Annotated in this window: 16 protein-coding genes; 8 read left to right on the top strand and 8 right to left on the bottom strand. The window is 45.7% G+C overall.

The window, feature by feature from the left end; genetic code table 11:
• Positions 1-243 precede the first annotated feature (243 nt).
• Genes DPF93_RS01340 through DPF93_RS01315 form a run of 6 tightly spaced genes read left to right on the top strand, consistent with a single transcriptional unit; the run spans position 244 to position 5,162 of the window.
• A complete protein-coding gene (locus DPF93_RS01340) occupies positions 244-1,065 on the top strand; it encodes an ABC transporter substrate-binding protein (protein WP_114764557.1) in 822 nt (273 codons plus the stop codon).
• A gap of 6 nt (positions 1,066-1,071) precedes the next feature.
• Complete coding sequence (locus DPF93_RS01335; protein ID WP_114764418.1) at positions 1,072-1,770, top strand: ABC transporter permease; 699 nt, start codon at positions 1,072-1,074, stop codon at positions 1,768-1,770.
• A 9-nt stretch (positions 1,771-1,779) separates the two neighbouring features.
• Complete coding sequence (locus DPF93_RS01330) at positions 1,780-2,496, top strand: energy-coupling factor ABC transporter ATP-binding protein (protein WP_114764417.1); 717 nt, start codon at positions 1,780-1,782, stop codon at positions 2,494-2,496.
• Entirely contained in the window at positions 2,474-3,061 is a 588-nt protein-coding gene (mobA, locus tag DPF93_RS01325) for a molybdenum cofactor guanylyltransferase MobA (RefSeq protein WP_114764416.1), read from the top strand. The genes DPF93_RS01330 and mobA overlap by 23 nt, the downstream gene beginning before the upstream one ends.
• Positions 3,058-4,836, top strand: a complete 1,779-nt coding sequence (locus tag DPF93_RS01320; protein WP_114764415.1) for a bifunctional molybdopterin-guanine dinucleotide biosynthesis adaptor protein MobB/molybdopterin molybdotransferase MoeA — start codon at positions 3,058-3,060, stop codon at positions 4,834-4,836. The genes mobA and DPF93_RS01320 overlap by 4 nt, the downstream gene beginning before the upstream one ends.
• A 59-nt stretch (positions 4,837-4,895) precedes the next feature.
• On the top strand, positions 4,896-5,162 hold the full coding sequence (locus DPF93_RS01315) for a DUF2960 domain-containing protein (RefSeq protein ID WP_075647917.1): 267 nt from the start codon (positions 4,896-4,898) through the stop codon (positions 5,160-5,162).
• A 90-nt stretch (positions 5,163-5,252) separates the two neighbouring features.
• Here the strand turns inward: DPF93_RS01315 and nagK are convergent, their stop codons facing one another.
• Positions 5,253-6,161 carry an N-acetylglucosamine kinase gene (gene nagK, locus DPF93_RS01310; RefSeq protein WP_114764414.1) on the bottom strand — a complete coding sequence of 303 codons (909 nt, stop codon included), beginning with the start codon at positions 6,159-6,161 and terminating at the stop codon, positions 5,253-5,255.
• A gap of 250 nt (positions 6,162-6,411) precedes the next feature.
• Positions 6,412-7,158 (bottom strand): tRNA-uridine aminocarboxypropyltransferase, encoded by a 747-nt coding sequence (locus DPF93_RS01305; protein WP_114764413.1) that lies wholly within the window; start codon positions 7,156-7,158, stop codon positions 6,412-6,414.
• 84 nt (positions 7,159-7,242) lie between these two features.
• Between DPF93_RS01305 and DPF93_RS01300 the strand changes: the two genes are divergently transcribed.
• On the top strand, positions 7,243-8,031 hold the full coding sequence (locus DPF93_RS01300; RefSeq protein ID WP_114764412.1) for a sterol desaturase family protein: 789 nt from the start codon (positions 7,243-7,245) through the stop codon (positions 8,029-8,031).
• A gap of 50 nt (positions 8,032-8,081) precedes the next feature.
• Here DPF93_RS01300 and DPF93_RS01295 read toward each other — a convergent pair whose 3' ends face one another.
• The 6 genes from DPF93_RS01295 to DPF93_RS01270 all read right to left on the bottom strand — a co-directional run bounded on the left by DPF93_RS01295 (position 8,082) and on the right by DPF93_RS01270 (position 14,687).
• Positions 8,082-9,293 carry an acetyl-CoA C-acetyltransferase gene (locus DPF93_RS01295; RefSeq protein WP_114764411.1) on the bottom strand — a complete coding sequence of 404 codons (1,212 nt, stop codon included), beginning with the start codon at positions 9,291-9,293 and terminating at the stop codon, positions 8,082-8,084.
• A 1-nt stretch (position 9,294) separates the two neighbouring features.
• Positions 9,295-10,029: a beta-ketoacyl-ACP reductase gene (locus tag DPF93_RS01290; RefSeq protein WP_114764410.1), complete on the bottom strand. Its 735-nt coding sequence runs from the start codon at positions 10,027-10,029 to the stop codon at positions 9,295-9,297.
• Between the two features lie 32 nt (positions 10,030-10,061).
• A complete protein-coding gene (locus DPF93_RS01285) occupies positions 10,062-11,651 on the bottom strand; it encodes an acyl CoA:acetate/3-ketoacid CoA transferase (RefSeq protein WP_114764409.1) in 1,590 nt (529 codons plus the stop codon).
• 95 nt (positions 11,652-11,746) lie between these two features.
• On the bottom strand, positions 11,747-12,685 hold the full coding sequence (locus DPF93_RS01280; protein WP_114764408.1) for a LysR family transcriptional regulator: 939 nt from the start codon (positions 12,683-12,685) through the stop codon (positions 11,747-11,749).
• A complete protein-coding gene (locus tag DPF93_RS01275) occupies positions 12,685-13,314 on the bottom strand; it encodes a response regulator (RefSeq protein ID WP_114764407.1) in 630 nt (209 codons plus the stop codon). The genes DPF93_RS01280 and DPF93_RS01275 overlap by 1 nt, the downstream gene beginning before the upstream one ends.
• Positions 13,311-14,687, bottom strand: a complete 1,377-nt coding sequence (locus DPF93_RS01270) for a cache domain-containing protein (protein ID WP_114764406.1) — start codon at positions 14,685-14,687, stop codon at positions 13,311-13,313. The genes DPF93_RS01275 and DPF93_RS01270 overlap by 4 nt, the downstream gene beginning before the upstream one ends.
• A gap of 212 nt (positions 14,688-14,899) precedes the next feature.
• Between DPF93_RS01270 and DPF93_RS01265 the strand changes: the two genes are divergently transcribed.
• Positions 14,900-15,970: a TRAP transporter substrate-binding protein gene (locus DPF93_RS01265; RefSeq protein ID WP_114764405.1), complete on the top strand. Its 1,071-nt coding sequence runs from the start codon at positions 14,900-14,902 to the stop codon at positions 15,968-15,970.
• Positions 15,971-16,027: the final 57 nt, after the last annotated feature.

Raw genomic sequence — 16,027 nt, 5'->3', positions numbered from 1 at the left:
GGGTCAGAGTGTACCAAGGTTTTGTTACTGGGATCGAGCAATAGTGCGACATTTTGTCGCAAAGCCCCTTTTTGTCCACAAATCAGAGCGGAATAGCTTGAATTTTATGCAAAAAAGTTGGCATTTAGTTTGCTAATGGCTACTGACCATTTTTTGGTAGTAGCCATACCCTACTTGGTTATTAACCAAAAAAGCCTTTTGGCCCACAATATGGAAAATATAACAATGAAAGCATCATTTAGTATGAAAGCAACCGTTAGTTACACTCTAGCAGCCACTGCGTCTCTAGCGCTATTTAGTTACTCTGCACACGCAGAAGATCAACAACACGTTCGTCTAGCGACTACAACCAGTACTTACCACTCTGGTTTACTTGACTACCTACTGCCTGAATTTGAAAAAGACACTGGTTACAAGGTAGACGTTATTGCTGCAGGTACCGGTAAGTCACTAAAAATGGGTGAAAATGGCGACGTAGATTTGGTAATGACTCACGCGCCTAAAGCAGAAGCCAATTTTGTTGAGAAAGGTTACGGCGTTCTTCCTCGCAAATTAATGTACAATGACTTCGTACTTGTAGGTCCACAAGCTGACCCAGCAACAGTGGCTGATGACAAAACCGTTGCAGAAGCGTTTAAAGACATCGCAGGTGTTAACGCAACATTTATCTCACGCGGCGATGATTCTGGTACTCATAAAAAAGAGCTAGGTATTTGGGCACAAACGAAAATGGAACCAAACTTCACTGGCTACCGCTCTGTAGGTCAAGGTATGGGTCCAACGCTAAACATGGCGTCTGAAATGCAAGGCTACACTCTGACTGACCGCGGTACTTGGTTGGCGTACAACAACAAACTTGATCTAAAAATCTTGCTACAAGGCGACAAAAACCTATTTAACCCTTACCAAGTTATTCTAGTAAACCCTGAGCGTTACCCAACAATCAATTACCAAGGCGCGAAAGTGTTTAGTGATTGGTTAGTTAACCCTCGCGGTCAAGAACTGATCAACAGCTTTAAACTAAATGGTCAACAACTGTTTGTTGCGAACGCGAACGAGAAATAATCGCCCATGAGCCTTTGGCAGACAACATTAGACGCATTAGCCCTATTAGTAGCCCTTGACCCCGACCTATTAGCTATAGTCGGTGTGTCATTTAGCGTATCTTTATCAGCGATTTCTCTGGTGTTGCTGCCAGCGATTCTATTTTCGTTCATCCTCGCCTACACAGACTTTCGCGGCAAGTGGATGTTCCTTTCAATTGTGAACACATTGCAAGCCATCCCAACGGTGGTGATTGGCTTGCTGCTCTATATGCTGCTGTCTCGTGCAGGTCCTTTGGGTGACTGGCAAATGCTATTCACCCAAAAAGCAATGGTACTGGGACAAATGTTAATTTGTTTCCCAGTGCTCGTAGCCATGATGCATGGTGCGCTTCAATCAAGTGACCGACGCGCTGTCGAAACGGCGATTACACTTGGCGCTTCTATGCCTCGTTTAGCAGCAACCATGATTTGGGAAACTCGCTTTCCCCTGCTTGCCGCTACCATTACCGCGTTCTCACGTATCGTGACTGAAGTGGGCTGTTCAATGATGGTCGGTGGTAACATTATGGGCGTTACCCGCAATATTCCTACTGCAATTTCAATGGAAAGCCACAAAGGCGCGTTTGCGCAAGGTGTTGCACTTGGAATTGTTTTATTATCTCTCGCATTGCTCCTAAATTTCTTGCTTAGCAGCATGCGCGGACGTGGTTACTTGAGAACTTAAGGGCAACTTATGACAATAAAATTAACTGCTCAACAAGTCTCGATGAGGTTTAAAGACCGGGTACTGTTTCACATACCTGAGTTAACGATCGGTCCAAATGACGCGATCTATTTACGAGGCGACAATGGCGTGGGTAAAACTACCCTGCTTAAGATCCTTTCTGGCTTGTTAAAACCAACAACCGGACGAGTCGTCGCACCTAATGACAACTTTATTCAACGCCTTTTCCCTCGCAGTGGTCGTCGCAATGTGGTTTACCTCCACCAATCTCCTTATCTTTTTGACGGTACTGTGTATGAAAACGTGGCTTATGGCATTCGTTTTCAGAAAATTTCAGGGCAAGATAAACGCGCTAAAGTGATCAATGCACTGCGACGTGTTGGGCTAGAAACCTTAGCTGACGAGCACATTTCGGTGCTTTCTGGGGGGGAGAAGCAGCGTGTGGCTATGGCGCGTGCATGGATTTTAACGCCTTCAATCTTATTGATGGATGAGCCAAGTGCCTCTCTTGACCAAGAATCAATTGATCGCCTCGTGATACTCGCCAAGGATCTGCTTAAAAAAGGCTCAAGTATTGTGATTACCAGCCACCAGAAGAATGCCCTCACTGATTTGTGTCGCAAACAATGGTGGATAAAAGAGTCAACTCTGATAGAGTCTCCACTGTTACAAATCATAACTGATAAAGAACAAGAGAATACCTATGCTAAGTCCAACGCAAACTAGTTGGGTCATTTTGGCTGGCGGACAAGCCAGCCGCATGGGCGGCAAAGACAAAGGTCTTATCGAACTAAATAATAAGCCGCTAATTCAGCACGTTATTGAACGCTTGTCGCCACAAACCCCAACAATTCTTATCAACGCTAATCGTAACCAGCAAGCTTATGCGCAATTCGGTCAAGTATTCAGCGATCATTTCTCTGACTACCCAGGACCTATGGGTGGCATTCATGCCGGTTTGGTTCACGCTGAAACCGATTGGGTTGGTTTTGTGCCATGTGACAGCCCGCAGATCAGCACGGATTTGGTTGAGCGCTTTTGCAACCAAGTAAAAGCCGATAGCGATATCCTTGTCGCACATGACGGTGACCACCAACAGCCAGTATTTACCCTTTATCACAAGCGCATATTACCAAAGCTGACCGCCTTTTTAGAGCGCGGCGATCGTAAAATCATCCTACTATACAAAGAGTGCAATACCTCTTATGTCGACTTTAGCGATGAGCCTAACTGCTTTGTAAACCTAAATACTCCCGAAGAGTTGGCACAATTTGGAACATTAGAATCATGAAATCACGCCACTTAGTCCCTATTCTCGGTTTTGCTGCCTACTCTGGTACGGGCAAAACAACCTTGATTGAAGCGTTATTGCCAAAGCTGACTGAAGCAGGCCTGCGCATTGGTATGCTAAAGCATGCTCATCATAATTTTGATGTCGATAAACCGGGCAAAGATAGCTTCCGTTTGCGTAAAGCAGGCGCAAGCCAAATGTTGATCTCTTCGCGCAATCGCTACGCTTTGATGACTGAGACGCCAGAAGAAGAGTCAGAGTTTCATTATCTTTTGACCCGTTTTGACCAACAAAAACTTGATGTGATCTTAGTTGAAGGCTGTAAAAACATCGCCTTCCCGAAAATTGAGTTGCACCGCGAAGAAGTTGGCAAGCCTTGGTTATACCCAAATGATGACAACATCATTGCCATCGCCGCGGACAGCAAAGTTGACGATACCGAACTACCTCAGCTTGATATCAACGATTTAGAATCCATCAAGCAGTTCGTGTTGGACTTTGTTGCACGTAAAGGCGAAATCGGTAACGAGATCACTGGCGCGGCATGTTGTGACACCCTATCACCTGCATTTTTATCGGTTGCACAAGGTCAAGAAAAGATCTTGTCGCTAGTCAATACCGTGGCAGAAACCGAAGCTTGCCCAATGCAAGAAAGTTACTACCGCGTATTGGCAAATAACGTCGTTTCTCCGGTCAATGTCCCACAATACACTAACTCGGCAATGGATGGCTTTGCGATCCGTGGTGATGATTTAGAGCGCGACAGCTACCAAGTCGTAGCAGAAGTGATGGCAGGTCATGCTTATGAGCAAGAGCTGCAATTAGGACAAGCTGTGAAAATCATGACTGGCGCGCCAATCCCACAAGGCGCCGATACTGTGATTATGCGCGAGCAAGCAACTCATACCGATGATGCAGTTTCTTTCGCTGGTGCGAGCATTAAAGCTGGTCAAAACGTACGCCAAGCTGGTGAAGACTTGTCGCTAGGTGCTGATGTGTTTACTCAAGGTACACGCATTGAATCGGCAGAAATGGGAATGTTGGCATCACTTGGTTTTGGTGAAGCTAATGTCTATCGCAAACTTAAAGTCGCCCTATTCTCAACCGGCGATGAAGTGCAAGCACCGGGTAGCGAGCAGAAAGCCAATACTATCTACGATTCAAACCGCTTCACTATCATGGGACTACTAGACAAATTAGGCTGTGAGATCATCGATTTCGGCATCTTAGAAGATAACGAACAGGTGATGATTGATGCGATTGAAAAAGCGAGCCAACAAGCCGATGTGGTGATCACTTCTGGTGGCGTTTCTGTTGGTGACGCAGATTACATCAAACTTGCGCTAGATAAATTGGGTCAGATTGATTTTTGGCGTATCAATATGCGCCCTGGTCGTCCTTTAGCATTTGGTCAAATCAACAACAAGCCATTCTTTGGTTTACCTGGTAACCCAGTTGCGGTCATGGTTTCATTTGTGAACTTTGTTGAGCCTGCACTGCGTAAGATGCAAGGTGAAGTGAACTGGCAACCATTGAAAGTGACTGCGATTGCTACTGAAGATCTGCGCTCTAAGCAAGGCCGTACTGAATTTAGTCGCGGGGTTTACCAACTCGATAGTGCTGGTCGTCTGACGGTGCGTACAACGGGTAAACAAGGCTCGGGTATTTTGCGCTCAATGAGCGAAGCAAACTGCCTAATCGAGATTTCTCCTGCTGTCGATACAGTAAAAGTGGGAGAAAGCGTGACAATCATCCCGCTTCAAGGCAGAATCTAACCCATTCTAGGCCAGCGGATACGCTGGCCTTTCATTTTATCGTAAATAAGTAACCTAATATGGCTCGTACAATTCTTTATACCTACAAAGACGTTGAAAAAGAACTGCTGTTCTCATACCAACAACATCGCAATATTCATGAAGCGGTAGCGGAAGCAGAAGGTATCGACCTGACTGAGTTTCTGAAAATGGAACTGCAATTAGAGATGGTGTCTGACACGAAAGCGGTGCGTAACTACCGTGATAACCACTTTAAAAAACTTGGATTCGGTAAAATCACGCTTAAGCCTAAAGAAAACTTAGGTGTAGGTAAAAAAAACAAGTAGTTCACTTGTTGCGATAGACAATCGCGAAATCGGTTTATATGCAAAGGGCTTCCGACTGGAAGCCCTTTGTTTTTAATTCAAACTTAGCTGTTATTTGATATTCAGGAACGCCGCGCCGCGAACACCGCCTGAATCGCCATGTTTGGCTTTCACGATCTTCGGACATTTCGCTACAGAAAGCAGATGCTTTGGAATACGTTTTGGCATCTCTTCATAGATAAGGTCGTAGTTAGAGAGACCGCCGCCAAGTACCACTACATGCGGGTCATTCGCAGTAAACAGATTAGCAAAGCAAATCGCTAGCAGCTCCATAAAGCGCTCAACATGTTCAACTGCTTTCGGCTCACCTTCTGCTTGTGCTTTGATAATATCAATCGCTTTCTTCTCTTCGCCATAGTAATGCGCGTACAGCAGCTCAAAACCGCGACCAGACAAGTAATTGTCGATACAACCTTTTTTGTCACAACCACAACTTAATAGCGGCGCATTTTCACCTAAATGGAACCAAGCATCAATCGGTAGACGCATATGCCCCATTTCACCAGCAACGTTGTTGCGACCAGAGAATGGCTTACCTTCATAAATTAGACCGCCACCAAAGCCAGTACCGAGGATCAAGCCCATCACCGATGGTGAATCTTTCAGTTCATCATCCCAAGCTTCAGAGAGAGCAAAACAGTTTGCATCGTTGTCGATACGCACTGAACGACCAATTTTAGCTTCAAGATCTTTACGCAGTGGTAACCCTTTCGCCGCTGGGATATTGACCGTTAGGATTGCCCCTGTATCCGCATCTTCCATACCCGGTAAACCTAAGCCAATCTTGCCTTCGCAATTGAACTCTTGATCGTATTTATTCACCAAGCCTGCAATCACAGCTAACAGCTCTTGGTAATCACTGGTTGGTGTTGGAACGCGTTCAGTTGCGACACGCTCTAACTTTTCGTTAAACGCGCCAAATTCAATCTTGGTGCCACCAACATCAAAACCGTAGTACATCTTATTCTCTCCCAGAATGTAATTCATAAATCCTAAACACCAACTCAAAGCCACAGCCTTGAGCGGATAAAACTGCCAATATTATCTATGACGACTGAGCAATATTCCGTGACCTAGCTAGCCAAATATCGCCAACGTCCTGAAAAGCAGTAATTTTTATAATCAGCGTTCAAACTTTGCTGAGCGCTCTACAAATACAATTACTTCGACTCTAGACAATCTGTAATTGAATCGATTTTATTTCACAATATCAATCAGTAGGTTGTGAATTTTCGAGCTGCGTTGTCAAGTAACGCTTGAGCTCTGGTCGAGTTTGGTCGGGTTTGATGCGAGTTTTACTGAGCATGTAGGCTTCTCTGAACACACAAAACCAACGCTCTAACGTGGTCGATGCCAGCGTTTCACCAAGTTGCTCTAACACCATAATCGCTACTTCCGCAGTCGCTAAGTGCTGATCATTGTCCGACTTTCTCATCATATATTGTGAGATCGCCTGAGGCTGAATCGAGACTACTGGCAAATTGTCCAAGTATGGCGATTTTCTAAAGATTCGACGTGCCTCGCGCCAACTGCCATCAAGTAAAATAAGTAGTGGCTTTTTACCATCACAAAACGGCTTCAATTCACTGCTAACCACTCGTGCTTTATTGTCGACATAATCTGCTGGAAAAACCACAAGCGGTTGATAGTTAGGATCACTCAGAAGTGCCAACATTTGCTCATCTGGCTCTGTGCGACTCCATTGAAACGCATAGCCTTCTTTCACCGTATCAAGGATCAAACGACCTGTGTTGCTCGGTTTAAACACTTCGTTGTCCGAGACAATCAGCATTACTGCCACGTCGCTGTCGATATCTGGCTGATAGTCACAAATGCAGTGTTTGCTTGCAACTTGGCAGTGGTTACAACGGTCTACTTTACTACCACGAGCGTTAAATACTTTGGTCGACAAGGCTTGGCGCTGCTGGTACAAATGGTGAAAAGCGTGGATTCTCATGCTGATTCGATGATAATAGTGTCAAAGGCGACAGATTCTACTCACCTCGTTGTAGGTTGCAAGGTCAATCAGTAAGGAGACTGAATGCAAAATCCAGATATGATCCGCTTAAGCTTTTTTATATCGGTTTTAGTTCTCTGTGCGATTTGGGAATGGGTTACGCCGCGAAAAACGCTCACTCAAAGCAAACTCACCCGCTGGATCAACAATCTCGGTCTTGTTGGGTTCAATTCCTTTTGCCTAACCCTACTGATGCCTTATCTGGCAATCGAGTCGGCGATTTGGGCGAACAATCACCACATAGGTCTGTTTAACTGGATGCAGTTACCAAGCGCAATCGAAGTATTACTCGCGGTACTGCTGCTTGATCTCGCTATATACGCTCAGCATCTTGTTTTTCACCGTGTACCATGGCTATGGCGACTGCACCGCATGCACCATGCTGACCAAGATATCGATGTCACCACTGGCGCGCGCTTTCATCCCATCGAGATCTTGCTTTCAATGTGGATTAAGATTGCCGTCGTGGTCAGCTTAGGCATCTCTCCTTTGGCGGTATTAGTGTTTGAAATTATTCTGAACGCCAGTGCGATGTTTAATCACAGCAATGCGAAACTACCACTAAAACTGGATGATAAGCTGCGCAAATTTGTTGTGACCCCTGACATGCATCGCGTGCACCACTCGGTCATCCCGCAAGAAACCCATTCCAACTTTGGTTTTTTCCTATCGATTTGGGATCGAATGTTTGCCACCTATCGTGCTCAGCCACAACTTGGACACGACAAAGTGCAGATTGGGCTGCCGCTATTTCGCCAGCATCGAGAACAGTGGTTAGATAAAATGCTCAGCCAACCATTTAGGCAAAAATAGCGTGACGCAAAAATAAAGGAGCCAATTGGCTCCTTTATTTATGGTGGCATTTAGCATGCACGTTTAATAACGATGGCACTGCCCATTCCTCCGCCAATACAGAGCGAAGCCAAGCCTAGTGTTGTGTTTGAGCGAATCAGTTCATATACCAAGGTGGTAAGCACTCTTGCTCCTGACGCGCCAATGGGGTGACCAAGTGCAATTGCACCGCCATTAAGGTTAGTTTTGTCCTCAAACCAGTCATATCCAACATCATGCTGTTGTGACAAGCCTTTCATTACACCAATCGCCTGAGCGGCAAACGCCTCATTGAGTTCAAGTCTCTCAATATCTTGCAACGATAATCTCGCTCGCTCTAGTGCCTGCTTAACGGCGGGAATAGGACCAAGCCCCATAACTTCTGGCTCAACTCCGCCCTGACCAACCGAGACTATTTCCGCCAAAGGAGTGAGGTTGTTTCGCTGCAAATACTCTTGGCTTACTAGTACCAACGCTGCTGCACCATCGTTTAAACCCGATGAATTGCCCGCCGTTACGCTTCCGCCTTCTTGAAATGCAGGTCGCAGCCCGGCAAGTGACTCGATTGAAGCATCTTTTCTTGGGTGTTCATCAATAGAGAACTCAAGTGCAGCTGTGCGGGTTTTGATACTCAGTGGAACGATCTCTGTAGCAAAGTGACCATTTTCAATTGCGTACTTGGCTCGGTGCTGACTGCGCAAGGCAAACTCATCTTGCTCTTGTCTGGATATGCTGTAGCGTTTGGCGATATTTTCTGCAGTCACGCCCATATGGCTGTTATCAAATGCATCGATTAAACCATCTTTTAGCATCGTATCAGTGAGCGAGATGTCGCCCATTTTGTTCCCTTGGCGACACTTACCCTCCATAACAAAAGCGGCATTACTCATACTTTCACTGCCCGCTGCCACTACGACTTCTGCGCTTTTTGAGTAAATCGCATTGTAGGCATTGATGACACTTTTCATCCCACTGCCACAAATCATGTTCAGCGAATATGCTGGCGTGGTATGCAAAATCCCAGCGTGCATGGCCGCTTGCCTTGCGACGCCCTGACCTAAACCAGCACTCAGTACATTACCCACAATCACTTCATCAACATCTTCTGGTGAGATACTTGCCTGTTGCAAAGCGCTACGAATCACATTGGATGCAAGCTCAACGGCAGACAATGACTTCAGTCCGCCGAGAAATGCCCCCACAGCGGTGCGCTTGGCCGCTACTATATAGACTTTACCTGACATCTTAGAGTACCAAGCCACCGTCTATTTTCAGCACTTGTCCGGTAATAAAACTGGACTTATCACTGGCAAGAAACTCAACACCATTGGCGATATCATCAGGCGTACCCATACGACCCAACGGAGTCTTCCCTTTCATCATATCGAGTACTTTTTCCGGAAGATCGGCAGTCATAGGCGTTTCAATAAACCCAGGAGCGACGCAATTTGCGCGTACCTGTGCTCCTTTACGAGCAAACTCTTTTGCCCAGCTTTTCGTCATCGCAATCACGCCGCCTTTAGTTGCTGCGTAGTTGGTTTGTCCAATGTTGCCATCTGTCCCCACTACCGATGACATAGTGACAATCGAGCCTGCATTATTTTCTATCATCAGGGGCGCAACAGCCTGAGTCAGGTTAAACACCCCTTTGAGGTTAACATCAATCACCAAATCCCAATCTTGCTCAGTCATTTTGTCAATCAGCGCATCGCGGGTAATGCCCGCATTATTGACCAGTACATCAACTCGACCATAGTCACTCTTAATTTGATTTATAAGGCTAAGAATCGCCTCACGGTCACAAATGTTAATTACGATAGGTTTGACATTATCCTTGCCCATAAACGCTTTCGAGAGTACCTCGGCATTCATGTCTAAGGCATAAACCATAGTCGCGCTTTGTGAAGCAAACCTTTCTACAACGGTACGTCCAATTCCTTGAGCTGCGCCTGTCACTACGCAGATTTTGTTGTTAAACATATCTGTTTCCTTGTTGGGCTTTGCAAAATAAATCATATCGATGACAACGAGTCATCGGGGTTAATTACTAGTTCAAATTGTGCTTTGAATATCGCTTCGTCCATCACCTTAAGATTTGGTGAAATATTAGGTGTAAACGACATCTGTTTGAGTACATCCGCTTGCAAGTCTATACCTGGCGCTATCTCGATAAGCTCAAGTCCGTCTAATGTCAGCCTGAATACTGCGCGTTCCGTAATGTAGAGAACTGGCTTGTTTGCTATGAGTGCTTGCTTAGCGCTAAATGTAATTTGTTCAACCGCTTCAATAAATTTGTGTTGTCTGCCTTCTTTGAGAATACGTAATCTTTGCTCTTTGACATCAATAGATAAGCCTTGCGCAGTGAAAGTTCCGCAAAAATATACATGCTTGGCATTTTGGGTAATGTTGATAAAACCACCACACCCCGCAATTTTGCTGCCAAAACGAGAGACATTGATATCCCCAAATTGATCGCATTGCGCGAGACCTAAAAATGCTTGGTCGACGCCACCACCATCGTAGAAGTCGAACATTTGATCCTGACTAATAATAGCCTGTGGTAGACGAGATGCACCGAAATCTAGACCGCTTTGTGGCTCACCACCTACTGCTCCGGGTTCAACGGTGAGCGTAAAGTGTTGCAGAACAGATGCTTGCTGAGCAACTTGAGCAATATATTCTGGTGCACCAATACCTAAATTTAGTATTGAACCCGGAATTAATTCCATTGCAGCTCGGCGCGCAATAATGGTTTTGGCGTCCAATCGTGCCGTTGAAGGCTGACAGCATGTTACCGCGTCACCTGTTGATTCTTTTCTACCGACAAATTCGGGATTCATCTGCGTGGCGAATGTCTGCATATGCTCATGCTCGCTGTCGCATACCACTACCGCATCGACAAAAATGCCTGGGATTTTCACCGCATGAGGGTCAAGCGTTCCCGAGCCGACCACACGCTTAACTTGCACAATGACTTTGCCACCGTTGTTACGAGCAGCTTGAGCCGCCGCGAGGCTTTCGACGATGAGGCACTCATCTTCCATGGTGACATTGCCATTTTCATCGGCAGTTGTGCCGCGCAGTATCGCCACATCAACCGGTAAACGGTGATAAAAGAGGTGTTCTTCGCCCGCAATATTGATAACTTCAACCCAGTCTTTGTCAGTGACTTGATTGATTTTGCCTCCCTCAATGCGAGGGTCGACAAAAGTACCGAGACCAACCTTACTAATTGTGCCCGGTTTACCTGCGGCAGTATCGCGTAATAAGTGAGAGATGATGCCTTGTGGGAGGTTGTAAGCTTGAATCAAGTTATCCACGGCAAGCTGCTGCAATTTTGGCACCAATCCCCAGTGACCACCAATTGCCATCTTAACCAAACCTTGTTGCGCCAAATGATTAATCGCACGAGATTTGCCATCGCCTTGCCCGGCAGCAAACAACAGTGTTAGATCTTTCGGGGCTTGTGTCCGGCTAAATCGCTCGCCAATCGCACGCTCAATCGCTTCAGGGACCACGCTACCAATAAATCCACCGAGCAATACAGCATCGCCATCATTTATCCAAAGTGCAGCTTGTTCTGGTGTAAGTTGCTTAACCACTTTTATCCCTCCATAGAATTCGCGATATGCGCCAATTATCTTAGGAAGAATTCACCGGCTTGTTAATTGCACAAATAGAGATTGTGAATTGCAGATCAGCAATTATCGGCAAGTGACTGAACACGATTAATCAAATACTGCTTAAACTGGCTACACCGCTCCGGCATTGGCGCTCTCGGGCGATAGTACATATCAATGTCAAAACTAGCGCATTGATATTCTGAGAAGATCTGTTTTAGCTCACCACTCGCCAATTGTTTGTGAACCAAAGAATGCGGCAAATAGGCAATACCAGCATGCTCTAAACAGAGATCGAGTAACATTTCGCTGTTGTCACACTCTAACGTGTCGCGAATGGTCACCACTTCTTGTCTACCTTCAATCTCAAAACTCCAGTGATTGCCACCCAGGAGCGTTCTTGCGTAAAGGCAGCGATGATCATTGAGAGATTGTGGTGAGCGAGGTGTGCCTTGCTGCGCTAAATAGGTTGGTGAAGCACATAGATAGAGCGGCTCTTGCAACAAACGACGACTAACTAATAAAGAATCGGGCTTATTTTGATCGTCAAAGTTACCACTGGCGCGAAAAGCAAAATCAATATTGAGTGGATCAAATTCACCCGCTTCAATAAAAATCCTAAAGTTGACGTTAGGATACATTTGAATGTATTCCGCCACCACTTTAGTTAGATACTGCCTAGCAAAAAGCGGCGTTGATGAAAGACGAATCTCACCCATTTGGCGCTCGGAGAGATTTTGTACTTCTTCGCATAAGCTACTGATATCGGGCAGCATGGGAGAGAATCGTTCATACAGCAGCAAGCCAGCCTGAGTCGCCACCAGCTGACGAGTGCTACGCTTGATAAGCTCAACACCCATAATTTCTTCTAGCTCTTTGATCCAGCGACTGCCTGCTGCAGGCGAAATACCCTGCTGGATTGAGGCTTCGCGAAAAGATCCTGTTTGGATCACCGCGCAAAACAAAACGATTTTATCCAATATTGGCTGACGGCTAGAGAGCAAATTATTGGTCATCAGTTTACAAGACCTTTTTGCAGCGCCAATTTGACCAAAGCAGCCGTCGAGGTAGCGCCGAGTTTCTTCTTAATTCTCAAGCGATGAGTCTCAACGGTTCGCACGCTGATGTGTAAGCTGTCAGCGATGTCTTTATTGCAAGCGCCATTAACAATCGCTTTTAGTACATCGGATTCGCGTTTTGACAAGGTATCGTCTTGCGGTTTCGGCTGTTCGGTGAGCTGTTCAAGTAAGCGATCGGATGCCTGAGGACAAAGATAAGAACGCCCCTCTGCCACTTGATTTATCGCCATCACCAACTCTTCAGAGCTAACATCTTTTAGTACATAACCTTTGGCTCCGGCTTTTACAGAGCGCACAACATAATCACGCAAGTCATGCATTGAAAGAATAATGACGGCTGTGTTGCAGCGGCTCTTTTCAAGCTTCTCCAATACTTCGATGCCATTTAAGTTAGGCATATTGATATCAAGGAGCAGCACATCAGGCTTTAGTGTCAGAGTACTTTTCAGCGCTTCTGTTCCGCTACCAACACAGTCCACAATATCGAGGTTATCTTCCATTTCAAGACGAGACTTTAAGCCGTCTTGCATAATCCGATGATCATCGGCCAAAACCAGCCTTATCATATAAACTCCATGTTTAACGTTACGCGCACTTCCGTTCCCTGTCCCTGCTCACTGGTTAAGGTAAATGTTCCACCAATAGCTTGAATGCGCTCTTTCATGTTTTGTAGTCCCATCTTGCCTTGTACCAGCTGATGCGATTTGTTGATACTGTTAGGAAAACCCACGCCATCATCACTAATGGTCAATATCAAGGTGTGTCCTTCTCGCTGCAAGATTACGTCCACGCCTTGCGCGTTAGCATGCTTTTCAACATTGTGAAGAGATTCTTGCACCACACGATATAAGGTTGTTTCCACCTCAGGGATAAACTCCTCACCATCAATATCATGTTCAAAAACCAGCTCTAACTGAGTTCGCTCTCTTAACCCATTAATATAGAAATCAATGGCAGCGACCAAACCAAGATCATCCAATTGTGGTGGTCTTAAATCTTGCGATATTCTTCTTAGCTCGACAATCGCCTGTTCCATCGCATCTCGACTGGCATCAAGTTCTTGCATCTTTTTCGTACTATTTTGTTCTTTCGTCACGTTATCAATACGGTATTTCGCAGCCACTAACAGTTGGTTCACCCCATCATGCAGATCTCGTGACACTCGCTGACGTTCATTTTCCTGTGAATCGATGATCTGCTGATTAAGCTCACTAAGTTGCTGGTTAGCCAGTCGACGTAAATTCAAGTTAAGTGATGCGCCAAGCCCAGCAATCACAGAGACCGCTACAAACATCACACCAAACAGTGCCGTACTGGTTTTTGCGATATTCTGGTCGAACCCTGTTTGCATATGAGAAACTTGCCGTTCAATATCGTCAAGGTATACCCCGGTACCAATCATCCACCGCCATTTATCCAAGGAGATGGCATAACTCAGTTTGGGCAAAGGTTCTTGTGCGGAAGGCTTTTGCCATAAATAATCAACAAATCCACCGCCTTCTCGACTAACGTTGATAAGCTCTTGCAGCAGTTTCTTTCCTTGGACATCTTCCACTTCCCACCAGTTTCTACCGATGCGTTCTTCCTGATATGGCAATACCAGCGCATCGCCTTCCCAAGTATAAGCAAAGAAGTATCCATCTTGCCCATAAGTGAGCTGGCTCAATTTTTGAGCAACAATTTGTTTGGCAAGCTGCGGGGTTAAACTCGGATCACCGTAGTAAGGCTCAATACTTTTGACTGCCATTTCTACGTATTGCTTCAGCTCTTGTTTTTTCACCGCCATGATGTTGTTGCGCGTCAGCGAAACTTGATCGTTAAGCAACTGTTTTGCCTGACTAAATAGAATTGTCGCAACAATGATAACCACAATAATCAGTGGCACGATCGAGAGCAATATGATGTTGATTGTCAGCCGTCTATTGCTTGCAAATCCCATATTCGCTCCCTTTTAACTACGTAGTATTACTGAATGCTGCCTGAGTAAGTTGCACTTACTACCGACACAATTTGCGCACTTATCCCAATAGAGACCAACTTCCCTCGCCTCTAGACTTAACTTCAAATGTAACATCGCATTAACATCAATTACCCTGCGACGTTCACATTTCTTGATATTAAAAAAGGAATCCCCTACAAGGAGTTAATCCAATGAAACTAAAGAAAGTTGTCCTCGCCTCTACCATCGCACTAGCTACGACTCTGTCTGTCTCAGCGCAAGCAGCTGATAAAAAAGTGCTGTTAAAAACCCCAATTGCCTTTGGTAGTCACTTACCAGCACTTGGAACGCCAATCAAATGGTATGCAGACCACATTACGCAAACCTCGGGCGGCACTATTAAGATGAAAATCTATGAGCCGGGTAAGTTGGTCAACCCTGCGGAGATCCTCGATGCGGTTTCTACCGGTAAAGTGAACTCAGGTTATGCGACCGCGGGTTATTGGCAAGGCAAGCTGCCGGCGTCTGCTCTTTTCTCAGCAGTACCTTTTGGTCCGGAAGCTGGCGAATACATGGCGTGGCTATTCTTTGGTAATGGTTTAAAGCTGTATCAAGAAATGTATGACCAAGGCGGTTACAACGTTAAAGTTATCCCTTGTGCCATCATCTCTCCTGAAACATCAGGCTGGTTCCGTAAACCAATTGAAAAGCCGGAAGATCTGAAAGGTCTAAACATGCGCTTCTTTGGCTTAGGCGCATCGGTAATGGAAAAACTGGGCGTGGGTACAGTACAACTGCCAGGCGGTGAAATCTTTGGTGCACTCGAAAAAGGTGCTATTGATGCATCTGAGTTTTCTCAGCCTGCCATTGATGAGCGCTTAGGTTTCCACAAAGTGGCGAAATACAACTACTTCCCTGGTTGGCACCAACAATCCACGGTATTTGAGCTACTGATCAACAAAGATACCTGGGGCAAAATGAGCCAAGCGCAACAATCTGCGGTAACGACTACATGTATGGCGACCATGACTTACTCGATTGCTGAAGGTGAGGCAATGCAGTATTCAGCAATGCAAAAAGCCAAAGAGAATGGTGTAGAGATCCGTTACTGGAACGAAGAAATGCTTAGTCTGTTTGAGAACACTTGGATGGAAGTGGTTGAAGAGAAGAAAAACTCTGATCCGTTCTTCGACAAAGTATGGAGCGACCTAAACGAATTCCGCAATGGTTATGCGCTCTGGGAAGCAAACGCCTTCTTACCTCGCGAAACTCAAAAACAATAATCCACGTCACATTGGAGTGGTCGGCACTGATATAAGTGCCGACCCTTGGCAGTAAGG

It is taken from the genome of Vibrio rhodolitus (assembly GCF_003350325.1).
Classification (GTDB): Bacteria; Pseudomonadota; Gammaproteobacteria; order Enterobacterales; family Vibrionaceae; genus Vibrio; species Vibrio rhodolitus.
This window is presented reverse-complemented; position numbering and strand designations above follow the sequence as displayed.

What these genes read in the sequence shown, in the direction of transcription:
- DPF93_RS01340 (WP_114764557.1), top strand. Translation starts at nt 244, where the DNA reads ATGAAAGCAACCGTTAGTTACACTCTAGCAGCCACTGCGTCTCTAGCG.
- DPF93_RS01335 (WP_114764418.1), top strand. Translation starts at nt 1,072, where the DNA reads ATGAGCCTTTGGCAGACAACATTAGACGCATTAGCCCTATTAGTAGCC.
- DPF93_RS01330 (WP_114764417.1), top strand. Translation starts at nt 1,780, where the DNA reads ATGACAATAAAATTAACTGCTCAACAAGTCTCGATGAGGTTTAAAGAC.
- mobA (WP_114764416.1), top strand. Translation starts at nt 2,474, where the DNA reads ATGCTAAGTCCAACGCAAACTAGTTGGGTCATTTTGGCTGGCGGACAA.
- DPF93_RS01320 (WP_114764415.1), top strand. Translation starts at nt 3,058, where the DNA reads ATGAAATCACGCCACTTAGTCCCTATTCTCGGTTTTGCTGCCTACTCT.
- DPF93_RS01315 (WP_075647917.1), top strand. Translation starts at nt 4,896, where the DNA reads ATGGCTCGTACAATTCTTTATACCTACAAAGACGTTGAAAAAGAACTG.
- nagK (WP_114764414.1), bottom strand. Translation starts at nt 6,161, where the DNA reads ATGTACTACGGTTTTGATGTTGGTGGCACCAAGATTGAATTTGGCGCG.
- DPF93_RS01305 (WP_114764413.1), bottom strand. Translation starts at nt 7,158, where the DNA reads ATGAGAATCCACGCTTTTCACCATTTGTACCAGCAGCGCCAAGCCTTG.
- DPF93_RS01300 (WP_114764412.1), top strand. Translation starts at nt 7,243, where the DNA reads ATGCAAAATCCAGATATGATCCGCTTAAGCTTTTTTATATCGGTTTTA.
- DPF93_RS01295 (WP_114764411.1), bottom strand. Translation starts at nt 9,293, where the DNA reads ATGTCAGGTAAAGTCTATATAGTAGCGGCCAAGCGCACCGCTGTGGGG.
- DPF93_RS01290 (WP_114764410.1), bottom strand. Translation starts at nt 10,029, where the DNA reads ATGTTTAACAACAAAATCTGCGTAGTGACAGGCGCAGCTCAAGGAATT.
- DPF93_RS01280 (WP_114764408.1), bottom strand. Translation starts at nt 12,685, where the DNA reads ATGACCAATAATTTGCTCTCTAGCCGTCAGCCAATATTGGATAAAATC.
- DPF93_RS01275 (WP_114764407.1), bottom strand. Translation starts at nt 13,314, where the DNA reads ATGATAAGGCTGGTTTTGGCCGATGATCATCGGATTATGCAAGACGGC.
- DPF93_RS01270 (WP_114764406.1), bottom strand. Translation starts at nt 14,687, where the DNA reads ATGGGATTTGCAAGCAATAGACGGCTGACAATCAACATCATATTGCTC.
- DPF93_RS01265 (WP_114764405.1), top strand. Translation starts at nt 14,900, where the DNA reads ATGAAACTAAAGAAAGTTGTCCTCGCCTCTACCATCGCACTAGCTACG.